The sequence below is a fragment of the Pseudomonas sp. GM55 genome (assembly GCF_000282395.1).
GTDB classification, from domain to species: domain Bacteria; phylum Pseudomonadota; class Gammaproteobacteria; order Pseudomonadales; family Pseudomonadaceae; genus Aquipseudomonas; species Aquipseudomonas fluorescens_CC.
Map to the genome: position 1 here is coordinate 1 of NZ_AKJJ01000066.1, position 14,234 is coordinate 14,234.

Genomic DNA, 14,234 nt, shown 5'->3' on the forward strand with positions numbered 1-14,234 from the left:
TGGCGGTCCCGGCCATTTTCGCGATCACGTCTTCCGGCAAGCCCACCTTGGCAATCGCCCGCTCGATGGCAGCGCTGCCCTGCTCCACTGTCACGCCTTCGGCCATGTCGAAGGCAATGCTTTCCGACGCGAACTGGCCTTCGTGGCTGACCCGATCGTCTTCCAGACTGTTTTCGTAATGCGCGATGGTCGATAGCGGGATCCGCGCACCGTCAGCCGTAATGACCTGAACCTGCTTGAGGGTGATCGGGTCCTGGGCGTACTTCGGATTGACCTCCATCACCACCTGATACTGGTTGAGGCTGTCGTAGATGGTCGAAATCTGCCGCTGGCTGTAGGCGTTGTTCAGCACCGCCGTGACCATGTCCATGTCGACACCCAGGCGCTTGGCCTGGTCACGGTCGACGATCAGGGTCACCTGCCGGGCACCGCGGCCTTCCCGTGCATCGATCGCCGTCAGCTCCGGCAAGGCCCTGAGCGCGGTGACGACTTTCGGATACCACTCGCGCAACGCCCCGAGATCCCCGCTTTGCAGGATGTACGAGTATTGCGAGGTGGTCTGCTCACGGCCACCACCGAATTGCAGGTCCTGGTCCGCCATGAGCATCAGTTGTGCACCGGGGACCTTGGGCATTTCCTTGCGCAGGCGTTCGATGACTTTCTGCGCGGATATGTTGCGTTCCTTGATCGGCTTCAGGCGCACCAGCATGAAGGCGTTGTTGGTGCCGTTGGTGCCGCCGATGAACCCGGCGACGCTTTCTACCGCCTCATCCTTCAACACGGCCCGGCGGAAAATCTCCATCTTCGGCTGCATCACACTGAACGACAGGCCGTCGTCGCCGCGCACGAAACCGATCAGCTGGCCGGTATCCTGCTGTGGCAAAAATGTTTTAGGAACAACAACATACAGCGCAATGTTCACGCCGATTGTCACAAAAAGACTGAGCAAGGTCAGGCGCTTGTGGCGCAGCACCCAGTCGAGACTGGTGGCGTATTTGCCGACCATCCAGTCGTTGGTCCGCTGGCTCCAGCGTTGCAGGCGGTTCTCCTGCCCGGGCGTATGCGGCTTGAGCCAGCGTGCGCAGAGCATTGGGGTCAGGGTCAGCGAGACCAGCAGCGAGACCACGATGGCCGCCGCCAGGGTGATGGAGAATTCACGGAACAGGCTTTCAATGATCCCGCCCATGAACAGGATCGACAGGAACACCGCCACCAGCGACACGTTCATCGACAGCAAGGTAAAACCGACTTCCTGGGCACCGAGGTACGCAGCCCTCATCGGCCGTACGCCTTTGTCGATGTGCCGAGAGATGTTCTCCAGCACCACGATGGCATCGTCCACCACCAGCCCGGTGGCCAGAATCAGCGCCATCAGCGACAGGTTGTTCAACGAAAAGCCGTAGAGGTACATCACGGCAAAGGTGCCGACCAGCGACACCGGCACCGCCAGGGTCGGGATCAACGAGGCGCGGAAGTTACCGAGGAACAGGAACACCACCAGAATCACCAGCGCCACGGCGATCAGCAGGGTCATTTCCGCTTCGTGCAGCGTGGCCTTGATGACGGGCGAGCGGTCCATGGCCAGGTTCAGCTTGACGCTGGCCGGCAACACCGCCTGCAACGCCGGCAACTGGGCCTTGATCTCGTTGACCGTCTCGATGATGTTGGCGCCGGCCTGTCGGTTGATCACCAGCAGCACCGCCGCATCGTCGTTGAAGAAACCGCTGTTGTAGCGGTCCTCGACGCCGTCGCTGACCTTCGCCACATCCTTGAGGCGCAGGGCCGCGCCGCCGTTGTAGTGGATGATCAGCGACTCGTAGTCCTTGGCCTTTTCCAACTGGTCGTTGGCCTGGACCTGCCACAGCCGTTGATCGTCTTCCACCGAGCCCTTGGGCCGGCGCACGTTGGCATTGGCGATGGTGTTGCGCACATCGTCCAGGGCCACGCCGTACTGGTTCAGCGACTGCGGTTCGAGCTCGATACGTACCGCTGGCAGAGAACTGCCGCCGATCTGCACCTCGCCGACGCCCTGCACCTGAGACAGGCTCTGGGACAGAATCGTCGAGGCCAGGTCATAGAGCTGGCCTTTTTCCAGCACATCCGAGGTCAGCGACAGCACCATGATCGGCGCCTGGGACGGGTTGACCTTCTTGTAGGTCGGCATGCTGCGCATCCCGCTCGGCAGCAGGTTGCGCGAGGCGTTGATGGCCGCCTGCACTTCCCGCGCCGCACCATTGATGTCACGGTCCAGATCGAACTGCAGGATCACCCGGGTCGAGCCCTGGCTGGACCGACTGCTCATGGTGTTGACCCCGGCGATGGCGCCGAAGGAACGCTCCAGAGGCGTGGCTACCGTCGACGCCATCACCTCGGGGCTGGCCCCGGGCAGGCTGGCCTGGACCACGATCACCGGAAAGTCCATCTGTGGCAGCGGCGACACGGGCAACAGGCCGAAACTCACGCCGCCCAGCAACATGATCGCCAGGCTCAGCAGCATGGTCGCCACCGGGCGCTTGATGAAAGGTCCGGAAAGATTCATGGCTGCTCAACCGCTTCCACGGACTCAGGCTTGCGGCCCCAGCGCCGACCGAGACGGTCGAAGTACAGGTAGATCACTGGCGTAGTGAACAGCGTCAGAACCTGGCTGAGCAACAGGCCGCCGACCATCACCAGACCCAGCGGCTGGCGCAGTTCCGCGCCGGATCCGGTGGCCAGCATCAACGGCACGGCACCGAACAAGGCCGCCAGGGTGGTCATCAGGATCGGCCGGAAACGCAGCAAAGCCGCCTGATAGATCGCCGTCTGCGGGTCCATGCCCTGATTGCGCTCGGCGTCGAGGGCGAAGTCGATCATCATGATCGCGTTCTTCTTCACGATGCCGATCAGCAGAATGATGCCGATGATCGCGATCATGCCCAGGTCATTGCCGCTGAGGATCAACGCCAGCAAGGCACCCACCGCCGCCGAAGGCAAGGTCGACAGAATGGTGATCGGGTGGATGTAGCTCTCGTAGAGCACCCCCAACACGATGTACATGGTCACGACCGCCGCCAGAATCAGCAGCAGCGTGCTCGACAACGAGGCCTGGAAGGCTTCGGCCGCGCCCTGGAACTGGGTCTGCACGCCAATCGGCATGCCGATGTCTTTCTGCACCTGTTCGATGATCTGCACCGCATGCCCCAGCGCCACGCCGGGTGCCAGGTTGAACGACATCATCACCGCCGGGAACTGGCCGATGTGGGTGATCGCCAGTTGTGCCTGGCGCTCTTCGATATGCGCCAGGCTGGACAACCGCACCTGACCGCCATCGGTGGTCTTGACGTGAATCTGGTTCAACGCATCCGGGCCGATCTTCTCGCCGGACTGCGATTGCAGCACCACGCGGTACTGGCTGGCCTGGGTGTAGATGGTAGATATCTGCCGCTGGCCGAAGGCGTCGTACAAGGCATCGGTGATGTTCGACACCGACACCCCGACCCGCGACGCCGCATCGCGGTCGATCACCAGATAGACCTGTAAACCCTTGTCCTGCAAGTCGCTGGCAACGTCGGTCAGTTCCGGCCGGTCGGCCAGGGCTTCGACCAGACGCCCGCTCCACAGGCTCAGCAACTCCGAATCCGGCGACGACATGCTGAACTGGTACTGCGTGCGGCTGACCCGGTCTTCAATGGTCAGGTCCTGCACCGGCTGCATGAACAGGCGGATGCCCACCAGTTTGTCCAGCTCCGGTTGCAGGCGGGCAATCACTTGCGTTGCGCTCAGGTCACGGTCGTGGTGCGACTTGAGGTTGATCAGCAACCGACCGCTGTTGAGGGTCGAGTTGTCGCCATCCACACCAATGTAGGAGGACAGGCTCTCGACGGCCGGGTCGGCCAGAATGACTTTGGCCAGTTCCTGCTGGCGCTCGCTCATGGCTGCGAAGGAAATCGATTGCGGCGCTTCGGAAATGCCCTGGATAACGCCGGTGTCCTGCACCGGGAAGAATCCCTTGGGCACCACCATGTACAGGAATACCGTCAGCGCCAGAGTGCCAATGGCCACCATCAGTGTCAGTGGCTGGTGTTTGAGCACCCACTGCAACTTGCGCCCGTAGGCGGCGATCATCCAGTCGATGAACGCACCGCTGGCCCGGTAGAAACGGCCCTGCTCGGCTTCCTTGGGTTCACGCTTGAGCAAGCGTGCGCACATCATCGGCGTCAGGGTCAGGGAAACGACCAGGGAAATCAGGATCGCCACCGCCAGGGTGATGGCGAACTCGCGAAACAACCGCCCGACCACATCCGCCATGAACAGCAGCGGGATCAGCACCGCAATCAATGACAATGTCAGGGAGATCAGGGTGAAACCGATCTGCTTGGCGCCTTTGAGCGCCGCGTTCAGCGGGCTGTCGCCCTCCTCGATGAAACGCGCAATGTTCTCCAGCATGACGATCGCATCGTCCACCACGAAACCGGTGGCGATGGTCAGGGCCATCAGGGTCAGGTTATTGACCGAGAACCCTGCCAGGTACATCACACCGAACGTACCGATCAGCGACAGCGGCACGGCCACTGACGGAATGATCGTGGCGCTGGCACGACGCAGGAACAGGAAGGTGACCATGACCACCAGGGCGATGGCGATCAGCAATTCGTGCTGCACGTCCTTGACCGAGGCGCGGATGGTCTGGGTGCGGTCGGTCAGCACCACCACGTCGAGGCCGGCCGGCAGGTTATCGGTGATGCTCGGCAGCAGGGCCTTGATCCGGTCCACCACCTCGATCACGTTGGCGCCTGGCTGGCGCTGGATGTTCAGCAGTACCGCCTGGTTCTCGTTGGCCCACGCAGCGAGTCGCTCGTTCTCGGCGCCGTCGACGATTTCCGCCACGTCCTTGAGCCGCAACGGCGCGCCGTTGGCGTAGGCCAGAATCAGGTTGGCGTAGTCCTTGGGCGACGTCAGCTGATCGTTGGCATCGAGCATCGAGACCCGGGTCGGGCCGTCGAAGTTACCCTTGGGCTGGTTGACGTTGGAAGCGCCGATCAGCGTGCGCACATCCGACAGGTTCAAGCCGTTGGCCGCCAGGGCCTCGGGGTTGACCTTGATCCGCACGGCCTGGCGCTGGCCGCCGGCAATGCTGACCATGCCGACACCGCTGATCTGGGCGATTTTCTGCGCCATGCGTGTATCGACCAGATCATTGAGTTTGGGCAGCAGCATGGTTTTGGAGGTGATGGCCAGCGTCAGCACCGGTGTATCTGCCGGGTTGACCTTGTTGTACACCGGCGGTGCCGGCAAGTCCTTGGGCAACAGGTTGGTGGCGGCGTTGATCGCCGCCTGCACCTGTTGCTCGGCCACATCCATGTTGATGTCGAGGCTGAAACGCAAGGTCAGCACCGACGCACCGCCAGAACTGGTGGAAGCCATTTGCGTCAGGCCGGGCATTTGCCCGAACTGCCGTTCAAGCGGCGCGGTCACCGCACTGGTCATGACGTCCGGGCTTGCACCGGGATACAGGGTCATGACGCGAATGGTCGGGTAATCGACCTGAGGCAGCGCCGAAACCGGCAGCAACCGATAAGCGATGACACCGGCCAGGATAATGGCCAGCATGCTCAGCGTGGTGGCTACCGGGCGAAGGATGAACAGCCGCGAGAGATTCATGCGCCGCCCTTTTTCGCCTTGTCGGTGGTCGCGGGCTCAGCCGCGTCGGCCGCCGACTTGCCTTGCAGCTGTTGGGTTGGCGTGGCCGGCACATCCTGACTGTCGTTGACCACCTCCACGTCACTGCCGTCCTTCAAGCGGTCAGTACCTTCCAGCACAATCCGGTCACCCGCCGACAGGCCTTCGGTGACCACGGTGTTCAGGCCGTCGCTGGCGCCGACTTTCAACTGACGGATCTTGACCTTCCTGTCACCATCCAGGGCATAGACGAACGTGCCGTTGGTGCCGAACTGGATCGCGGCGGAAGGCGCGAGCACTACGCCTTTGAGGGTGTCGGCCAACAGGCGCACATTGACGAACTGGTTGGGGAACAGCGACTGATCGCGGTTTTCGTAGCGGGCCTTGAATTTCAGGGTGCCGGTGGTGACGTCGATCTGGTTATCCAGGCTCTGCAATACGCCGGTGGCTTGCAATTTGGTATCACCGCGATCCCAGGCTTCAGCCGGCAATCTGGCGCCGCTGCGATAACGGGCAAGCACGGTGTCGAGGCTGTTTTCCGGGAGGGTGAACGCCACGCTGATCGGCTGGGTCTGGGTGATGATCGCCAATGCGGTGGTGTCGTTGGCGGCGACCAGGTTGCCGACGTCCAGTTGACGCAGACCGACGCGACCGGTGATCGGTGCGCGGATCCTGGTGAACTCGAGGTTGAGCCTGGCGTCGTTGACCGCGGCCTGATTGGTCTTGACCGTGCCCTGGAACTGACCGACCAGCGCTTCGGCGGTATCCAGGGTCTGTTTGGCAATACTGTCTTCGCGGTATAGGCCGCGATAGCGCTCGACGTCGACCTGGGCGTTTTTCAGCTGTGCCTGATTCTGCAGCAAGGTGCCTTCAGCCTGAAGCAAGGCGTTCTGGTAAGGGCGCGGGTCGATTTCGGCCAGCAGGTCGCCCGCCTTGACCATCTGCCCTTCTTCGAAATAGATCTTGACCAGCTCACCGCCGACGCGGCTGCGGACATTGATGGTGTTGAGCGCCGTGACCGTACCCAGCGCCTTGAAATACAGCGGGAAGTCACCGATGACTGCCGGCGCCACTCGCACCGGTACCGGCCCGGACGCCCCGCCGAAACCCGGACGCATCCCCCCCGGTCGGCCCGTATGCCCGGCGACGGCTTTCTGCCCCGCTGCCTCTTTGGGTGCAGCGCTGCCGGGCCAGAATTTCCAGCACAGGGCGGCGATGACCAACAGGACAAGCAGGCCGAACAGCCAGCGACGGGGACTACGGGAAGCGGAGGATTGCATTGAGTGACCAACCATTGGGCGCGTGGGCTTTTTTTACATGAGACTGAACGATAAGCACTGGCGGGTTTTAAGCAAAGCGCCTTTACCGGCAATTTACCTTTGGCTTACGTAACAGGAGAGATATCCAAGACACTGAATCACAAATGAAAACGGCCTGGACAGGGCCAGGCCGTTAAACATTGTAAAGCCAGGCTTATTTCAGAACAGCAAGCGCCGCTTCATAGTTCGGTTCGTCAGCGATTTCGCCAACCAGTTCGCTGTGCAGCACGTTGTCGTTTTCGTCCAGCACCACCACGGCACGGGCGGTCAGGCCTTTGAGCGGGCCGTCAGCGATGGCCACGCCGTAGTTCTGGATGAATTCGGCACCGCGCAGGGTCGACAGGTTCTGTACGTTTTCCAGGCCTTCGGCACCGCAGAAACGCGCCTGGGCGAACGGCAGGTCAGCGGAGATGCACAGCACGACAGTATTGTCGACGCTGCCGGCCTTGGCGTTGAACTGGCGCACGGAGGTGGCGCAGGTCGGGGTGTCTATGCTTGGGAAGATGTTCAGCACTTTGCGCTTGCCGGCAAAGTCCTTCAGGGTGACGTCGGACAGATTGCCGGCAACCAGGGAAAAGGCTGGCGCCTTGGAACCGGCTTGTGGCAGTTGGCCGTTGACTTGAACCGGATTGCCTTTAAGAGTGACTTGAGCCATGAACGGAGTCCTTCTGACGTTGGTGTGGAGAGTTTTGACGAGGCCGAAGTTAACCACGAAATTGTCCGACGACCTATGGTCAAACATAAATTGTCATGTATCAGCACACAAAATTGGATACACGTGCTTACCCATACACCAAAAGACCCTGTGGGAGCGGGCTTGCCCGCGAATGCGGCAGCACATTCAGCATCGCCGTGACTGACAGATCGCTTTCGCGAGCAAGTTCGCTCCTGCAGGGGCCAGCGGTGCTATCTGAGCAACCGCAACATATTGCGATGGCGCGCCTCGAAAATCCGTCGCATGTAGCCATTGACCAGCAACCACTCCATTGGCGAGCCGCCGATCGCCGAATATGTCACCCGGTCGGTGTATAGGGTACCGCCCTCTCCCGCCGCGACCCGATGTTCATGACGAAAGGCGCGCATCGGCCCGCTGAGCATTTCATCGATGAAATGAGCATCGCCCACCTCCCGTATGACCACCGTCCAGTTCGACGGAATGATATTGAACATCCAGTGCCGAAAACGAAACTCGCGCCCCACCTCTATTCGCAAGTTACTCAAGTCGACATCGCCCAGCGGTGTGATGCGTTCGGGGAAGATTTTCGGGAAATTCACGCCTTCGAGGCAGAAGTCGAGGACTTGTGCAGGTGCGCGGTTGGGGATGAAAGTCGTGAGTTCCAGGACAGGCATGGGCAGTGGCAATCCATTGGCCGGGGGCCCCGCAGGCTACCATCTCACTAAAGCCCCATGCATCCCCTTGGGCTATCGCAAAACCTGTTGCAGTTTTCTTTTAGAGAATTGTCGATTCAGACGCTGATCATTCGACTATCAAGTAACTCACTCAACCCCAATGGAGAAAAGCCATGCGATTCATGATCATCATCAAAGCCAGCCAGGACTCCGAAGCCGGCGTAATGCCCAGCCAGGAACTGCTGACCGCCATGGGCAACTACAACGAGGAATTGGCCAAGGCCGGCATCCTCCTCGCCGGCGAAGGCCTGCACCCCAGCAGCAAAGGCGCCCGCGTGCGCTTCAGCGGCGACAAACGCACGGTCATCGACGGCCCCTTCGTGGAAACCAAGGAGCTGATCGCCGGTTACTGGCTCTGGCAGGTGAAGTCCAGGGAAGAAGCCATCGAATGGGTCAAGCGCTGCCCCAACCCGATGCCGGGCACCGAAGCCGAGATCGAGATTCGCCAGGTGTTCGAAGCGGCGGATTTTGGTGAGGAGTTCACCCCGCAATTGCGGGAGCAGGAAGAGCGGGCGTTTGGGCAGGGGAGGAAGTGCTGAACACTTCATTGATCGGTCGTTAGTAACACTGTGGCGAGAGAGCAAATACTCTCGCCACAAAATCGGCTGCGAGGTATTTCGCCAAGGACACCTATCAGTTCTGCTAGTAGACAGCACCTTGGACAAAGATAAGGCTGTACATCTCTGCCCAAAGGATCTTCGGGAGCATTGGTAATGCGCGAAATCAACCTTTGTTGTTACGCTTACGACCCACTGGATCAGCTTGTCGGTACTTCAACACAGACGGATGCCAAAACTCAGCGATTTTATTGCAAACGCCGGCTGACGTCAGAAATCGGCGAACGATTGAAATACTCGATATTCCAGCACGACAATCACCTGCTCGCAGAACAGCAGTTCGACGAGACAACAGCGAATACCAGGTTACTTGCAACTGATCAGCAACGATCTGTCATGCATACCGTTTCCTCTCAACCGACTCGGCATGTCGCCTACTCCCCCTACGGTCATCGGCCCCCTGGCAGCGGCTTGCTGAGCTTGCTGGAATTCAATGGCGAACGACGAGATCCTGCGACTGGATTTTATTTGTCAGGTATCGGTTATCGGGGATTCAATCCCGTGTTGATGCGTTTCAACAGTCCGGATAGTTGGAGTCCTTTCGGGAAGGGAGGTTTGAATCCGTATGCGTACTGCTTGGGAGATCCGGTTAACCGGAGAGACCCAAATGGTCATTTTTCTTTCTGGAGTCGTTTCATCAGACTTGTTGATGAAATGCCTGGACCCGCGCGCAACGTTACATCGCGATTACCAACGCCAACCACTCCGAGACCTCGCATAGCATCGAATCCAATCTCGGCAACGATAGGAGTCTCCGAAACAGCACAAGAACCTATCAACTTTGCCTTCAACTATCGGCCGTTGCGTGAAAACCCGAGAATCGAGCACAGAACCGGAATGACAGGGTCACTTGATTCAATCGCCGCCTCCCATTCGACCAGCTCACTGGATTCAGCGTCCTCGCTGGGATCTCGTCGATCCTTCGGATCAAGCATTTCATTGAGCTCATCCGGATCAAACAGCTCTACTGCGACAGCTTCATCCCGTTCTACAAGAGGATCTGTTTCGACGGATTCGGATTGGTCCGGTTCAGGTAGACGCATCGACAGCGAATGGGGGTCAAATGAATCGATGATCCCGGTTTCATCATATTCATCAGGATCCGCTCCTCGCGTGACTTTTGAGGACACACTGTTGACACTGGGTCCTCAAGGAAATGTTGTTTACGTTCGGGACTTCATCCCTCAACGTGCCTCACGAATCAGGCGCTTATCCAATCCGTAAATGCGATTGGCTTTCCTTCAAGCGCAGCCTGCTTTCTGGAAGGCCTGCTGCGCTTTCCAATGATGCCTACACGCAGAACTTTGCCTGATCGAACCTCAATCTGGCGATGTTGTATCAGGCCAGCGGCCGCAATGCCGAAGTCGAAGGATTCCTGCGCGCAGCCCTGCAACGCGATCCGGATTTCTTCCCGGCGCTGGTCACCCTGGTGCAATGGCTGGAGGCCAACGGCCGCAATCAGGAAGGCCATGCCCTGCTGGCGCAAAGCCTCAAGGACCGCCCCGATTCAGGCCTGCTGCAACACACCCAGGGCCTGGCGCTGATTCGTGCGGGCCACACCGCTGAAGCCATGCCGTACCTGCGCAAGGCCGCGCAACTGGAACCACAGAGCGGACAGTTCGGTTATGTACTGGCGGTGGCCCTGCATGACAGCGGCAAGATCGAAGAGGCGTGTGCAGAACTGGAACGGCTGTTGAAAAAACAACCGGCGAACCGCAATGCACGGCTGTCGCTGATCCAGTATTACCTGGACAACGGGCAGGAACCCAAGGCACAGGTGTTGCTGCAAGGCTGGAAGAAATTGAACATCGGGGATCCGGCGTTGAAGTGCCGGGAGACTCTTGTAGGAGCGAGCTCGCTCGCGATGGAGTCAAAGCCGACGCGTTTATCCAAAGAGCTCGCGTTTTCGTTGAGGTCCATCGCGAGCGAGCTCGCTCCTACAGGGGTTATCCGCGGCGCCTGAACAACGGCCGCGGCTCAATCACCGAACGCCCGTACAACACGCTCATCCCCGCCAGTCCCTTCAATGCATCTTCTGCGGATTTGTCTTCACGCACGGCAAAGCTGTCGAAACCGCATTGGCGCATGTGGCTGAGTTGATCGCGCAAGACATCGCCGATGGCGCGCAACTCCCCGGTCCAGCCCAGTCGTGTGCGCAGCAGATACGCCTGGCTGTAACCGCGCCCATCGCGAAAGCTCGGAAAATCCAGGGCGATCAGTGGCAATTGATCAAACCAGGGCTTGAGGGTTTCCTCCTCATCGTCCGGCCCCAGCCACACTGCATTTCGCTGTGGACTTTCCAGCCAGCGGGCCAGCGGCAGGATCGCCTTGCCCACGGGTGATGGCGGTGCCAGATCCCGAACCAGCATCCACGGATCATCCGCATCGATGCGTGCCTCACCCTTTTCCAGCCGTAACAGATTGATCACGCCGAAACCTCCACCGCTTGCGGATAAACCGCCTCCTTGAACGGCTCCAGGCCGATACGCTGCAACGTGTCGACCAATACTTCCTCGCTCTCGCGGTAGCGCACGAAGGTGTCGACAATGCGCTCGATCACCTCGGGCACTTGCGCGGCGCTGAAGGACGGGCCAATGACCTTGCCCAGCGCACTATTCTTGCCTTGGGCGCCACCGAGGGTGATCTGGTACCACTCGCTGCCGTTTTTATCGACACCCAGAATACCGATGTTGCCGATGTGGTGATGACCGCAGGCATTCATGCAGCCGGAAATGTTGAGGCTGATGTCACCCAGGTCATGCAGGTAGTCGAGGTCTTCGAAGCGGGCCTGAATGGCCTGGGCGATGGGGATCGACTTGGCATTGGCCAGCGCACAGAAATCGCCACCGGGGCAGGCGATGATGTCGGTCAGCAAACCAATGTTGGCGCTGCCCAGATTGTATTCGCAGGCCAGGCGCCATAACGCGAACAGCTCGGCCTTGGGCACGTCCGGCAGGACGATGTTTTGTTCATGGGCAATGCGGATTTCGCCGAAACCAAAGCGCTCGGACCATTCGGCAACCGCTTCCATCTGCGTGTCCGTCACATCGCCCGGTGGTGCAGCGATGCCGGGCTTGGTCGACAGCACGACGCTGGCATAACCGGGTACTTTGTGCGGCTGCACGTTACGCTGCACCCAACGAGCGAACGCAGGGTTTTCCGCCAGGTGCGTGCCGAAATCCAGCTGGATGCTCGCCAGCTCGCGGTACTGCGGGCCGACGAATGCACTGGCCACTCGCTCGTATTCAGCGTCGGTCAGTTGCGCCGGGCCGTCCTTGAGGTACTGCCACTCTTCCTCCACTTCCCGGGCGAAAGCTTCGATGCCCAAAGCCTTGACCAGAATCTTGATCCGCGCCTTGTACTTGTTGTCCCGTCGGCCATGGCGGTTGTACACGCGCAACACCGCCTCGACGTAGGACAACAAATGTTGCCATGGCAAGCCTTCGCGGATCTGCAGACCGAGGATCGGCGTGCGCCCCAGACCGCCGCCGACGATCACCCGCAGGAGCATTTGCCCGTTGTCGCCGGGATAAAGATACAGGCCGATGTCATGCATCATGATCGCTGCGCGGTCCTGTTCGGCCGAGCAGATGGCGATCTTGAATTTGCGCGGCAGGAACAGGAATTCCGGGTTGATGGTCGACCACTGTCGCAGGATCTCCGCCAAGGGGCGCGGGTCGATCATCTCGTCGGAGGCGACCCCGGCAAAGGCTTCGGTGGTGATGTTGCGTACGCAGTTGCCAGAGGTCTGGATCGCGTGCATTTCCACCTGGGCCAGGCGCTCGAGAATGTCTGGCACCTGGGCCAGTTCGATCCAGTTGAACTGCATGTTCTGCCGGGTGGTGAAGTGGCCGTAGCCGCGATCGTAATCCCGGGCGATGCTCGCCAGCGTGCGCATCTGCCGGGCACTCAGCGTGCCGTAAGGAATGGCCACCCGCAGCATATAGGCGTGTTTCTGCATGTACAGACCGTTTTGCAAGCGCAACGGCAGGAATTCTTCCTCGCTCAGCTCACCGGCCATGAAACGTTCGACCTGATCGCGAAACTGCGCAACCCGCTCGAACACCAGCGCCCGGTCATAGTCGTCGTACTGATACATCTGGCTACCTCATCAGGATTAGGCACAGAACCCTGTAGGAGCGAGCTCTGCTCGCGATGAACCTGAGGGCGCCACGGGGTGTCAGGCTTCGCGCGTTATCGTTCACGACCATCGCGAGCGAGCTCGCTCCTACAGGGGGGGCGTTTTGAGGTAGTGACTATGGACCGGTGCTAATCCGCATTACAGATTCAGCTGACTGTGAAAAAACCATATCAGGGCAAGACCAGCAGGACTATGGCCACTTTTTATCTGATCTGCATAAATGAATTTTTCCTGATCCTGTTTTGTTTTTACCGGTGTTCCTACAGTGCACGGCATTGCAACCGTGGAAGCATTGAGCATGAGCACAACTACTATCAGTCAGGCCTATAACTACAAGGTCGTGCGCCAGTTCGTCGTGGCGACTGTCTTCTGGGGCGTCGTGGGGATGGCGATGGGCGTGTGGATCGCCTCGCAACTGGTATGGCCGCAGATGAATCTTGACCTGCCGTGGACCACCTTCGGCCGATTGCGCCCGTTGCACACCAGCCTGGTGATTTTCGGTTTTGCCGGCAGCGCGCAATTTGCCGCCAGTTACTACGCGGTACAGCGTACCTGCCAGGTGCGGCTGTTCTCCGACAAGCTCGCCGCGTTCACCTTCTGGGGCTGGCAATCGGTGATAGTGGTGATGCTGATCAGCCTGCCGCTGGGCTACACCACCACCAAGGAATACGCCGAGATCGAGTTCTCCGGCGCGGTGTGGATGACCGTGGTCTGGGTAGCCTACGCCATCGTGTTCTTCACCACCCTGGTGCAGCGCAAGACCAGACACATTTACGTCGGCAACTGGTTCTTCGGCGCGTTCATCGTGGTGATCGCCATGTTGCACGTGGTCAATCACCTGTCGATTCCAGTGAGCTGGTTCAAGTCCTATCCGGTGTATTCCGGCGCCACCGACGCCATGGTCCAATGGTGGTACGGCCACAACGCGGTGGGTTTTTTCCTGACCACCGGTTTCCTGGGGATGATGTACTACTTCGTGCCCAAGCAGGTCGGGCGCCCGGTGTATTCCTATCGCCTGTCGATCGTGCACTTCTGGGCGCTGATCACCCTGTACATCTGGGCCGGCCCGCACCACTTGCACTACACCGC

Annotated in this window: 10 protein-coding genes and 2 pseudogenes; 4 read left to right on the forward strand and 8 right to left on the reverse strand. The window is 59.8% G+C overall.

All coding sequences use genetic code 11. From position 1 onward, the window contains the following. The 5 genes from PMI31_RS18430 to PMI31_RS18450 all read right to left on the reverse strand — a co-directional run. Positions 1 to 2,539, reverse strand: a 2,539-nt coding sequence (locus PMI31_RS18430; protein WP_008019767.1) for an efflux RND transporter permease subunit, incomplete at its 3' end; no start/stop codon positions are given. Continuing rightward, complete coding sequence (locus tag PMI31_RS18435) at positions 2,536 to 5,640, reverse strand: MdtB/MuxB family multidrug efflux RND transporter permease subunit (protein WP_008019768.1); 3,105 nt, start codon at positions 5,638 to 5,640, stop codon at positions 2,536 to 2,538. The genes PMI31_RS18435 and PMI31_RS18430, both read right to left, overlap by 4 nt. Continuing rightward, the gene (locus tag PMI31_RS18440) at positions 5,637 to 6,953 is read right to left on the reverse strand and encodes an MdtA/MuxA family multidrug efflux RND transporter periplasmic adaptor subunit (protein WP_043302477.1); all 1,317 of its coding nucleotides are present in this window, start codon (positions 6,951 to 6,953) and stop codon (positions 5,637 to 5,639) included. The genes PMI31_RS18435 and PMI31_RS18440 overlap by 4 nt, the downstream gene beginning before the upstream one ends. Positions 6,954 to 7,131: 178 nt before the next feature. Further along, positions 7,132 to 7,632, reverse strand: coding sequence for a thiol peroxidase (tpx, locus tag PMI31_RS18445; protein ID WP_007996495.1), 501 nt, complete (start codon positions 7,630 to 7,632; stop codon positions 7,132 to 7,134). Between the two features lie 251 nt (positions 7,633 to 7,883). Then, positions 7,884 to 8,327, reverse strand: a complete 444-nt coding sequence (locus tag PMI31_RS18450) for an SRPBCC family protein (RefSeq protein ID WP_008019770.1) — start codon at positions 8,325 to 8,327, stop codon at positions 7,884 to 7,886. A 173-nt stretch (positions 8,328 to 8,500) separates the two neighbouring features. Between PMI31_RS18450 and PMI31_RS18455 the strand changes: the two genes are divergently transcribed. Both PMI31_RS18455 and PMI31_RS31710 read left to right on the forward strand, forming a co-directional pair. Then, positions 8,501 to 8,926, forward strand: coding sequence for a YciI family protein (locus tag PMI31_RS18455; protein WP_008019771.1), 426 nt, complete (start codon positions 8,501 to 8,503; stop codon positions 8,924 to 8,926). Positions 8,927 to 9,340: 414 nt separating this feature from the next. After that, positions 9,341 to 9,607: pseudogene (locus PMI31_RS31710) on the forward strand (RHS repeat-associated core domain-containing protein); the annotation flags it as partial. A 188-nt stretch (positions 9,608 to 9,795) separates the two neighbouring features. Here the strand turns inward: PMI31_RS31710 and PMI31_RS31380 are convergent. Beyond that, entirely contained in the window at positions 9,796 to 10,134 is a 339-nt protein-coding gene (locus tag PMI31_RS31380) for a hypothetical protein (protein WP_238539301.1), read from the reverse strand. Positions 10,135 to 10,316: 182 nt separating this feature from the next. Between PMI31_RS31380 and PMI31_RS18460 the strand changes: the two are divergent. After that, a pseudogene (locus PMI31_RS18460) lies at positions 10,317 to 10,832 on the forward strand (tetratricopeptide repeat protein); the annotation flags it as partial. 118 nt (positions 10,833 to 10,950) lie between these two features. Here the strand turns inward: PMI31_RS18460 and PMI31_RS18465 are convergent. Further along, the gene (locus PMI31_RS18465; RefSeq protein WP_008019774.1) at positions 10,951 to 11,433 is read right to left on the reverse strand and encodes a DUF934 domain-containing protein; all 483 of its coding nucleotides are present in this window, start codon (positions 11,431 to 11,433) and stop codon (positions 10,951 to 10,953) included. Beyond that, positions 11,430 to 13,103 carry a nitrite/sulfite reductase gene (locus PMI31_RS18470; RefSeq protein WP_008019775.1) on the reverse strand — a complete coding sequence of 558 codons (1,674 nt, stop codon included), beginning with the start codon at positions 13,101 to 13,103 and terminating at the stop codon, positions 11,430 to 11,432. The genes PMI31_RS18465 and PMI31_RS18470 overlap by 4 nt, the downstream gene beginning before the upstream one ends. A gap of 340 nt (positions 13,104 to 13,443) precedes the next feature. Between PMI31_RS18470 and PMI31_RS18475 the strand changes: the two genes are divergently transcribed. Next, a partial coding sequence (locus PMI31_RS18475) for a cbb3-type cytochrome c oxidase subunit I (RefSeq protein ID WP_008019776.1) occupies positions 13,444 to 14,234 on the forward strand: 791 nt, incomplete at its 3' end.

Bases quoted from the DNA above. Each gene is read 5' to 3' on its own strand.
- PMI31_RS18435 (WP_008019768.1), bottom strand. From the start codon at position 5,640: ATGAATCTCTCGCGGCTGTTCATCCTTCGCCCGGTAGCCACCACGCTG.
- PMI31_RS18440 (WP_043302477.1), bottom strand. From the start codon at position 6,953: ATGGTTGGTCACTCAATGCAATCCTCCGCTTCCCGTAGTCCCCGTCGC.
- tpx (WP_007996495.1), bottom strand. From the start codon at position 7,632: ATGGCTCAAGTCACTCTTAAAGGCAATCCGGTTCAAGTCAACGGCCAA.
- PMI31_RS18450 (WP_008019770.1), bottom strand. From the start codon at position 8,327: ATGCCTGTCCTGGAACTCACGACTTTCATCCCCAACCGCGCACCTGCA.
- PMI31_RS18455 (WP_008019771.1), top strand. From the start codon at position 8,501: ATGCGATTCATGATCATCATCAAAGCCAGCCAGGACTCCGAAGCCGGC.
- PMI31_RS18470 (WP_008019775.1), bottom strand. From the start codon at position 13,103: ATGTATCAGTACGACGACTATGACCGGGCGCTGGTGTTCGAGCGGGTT.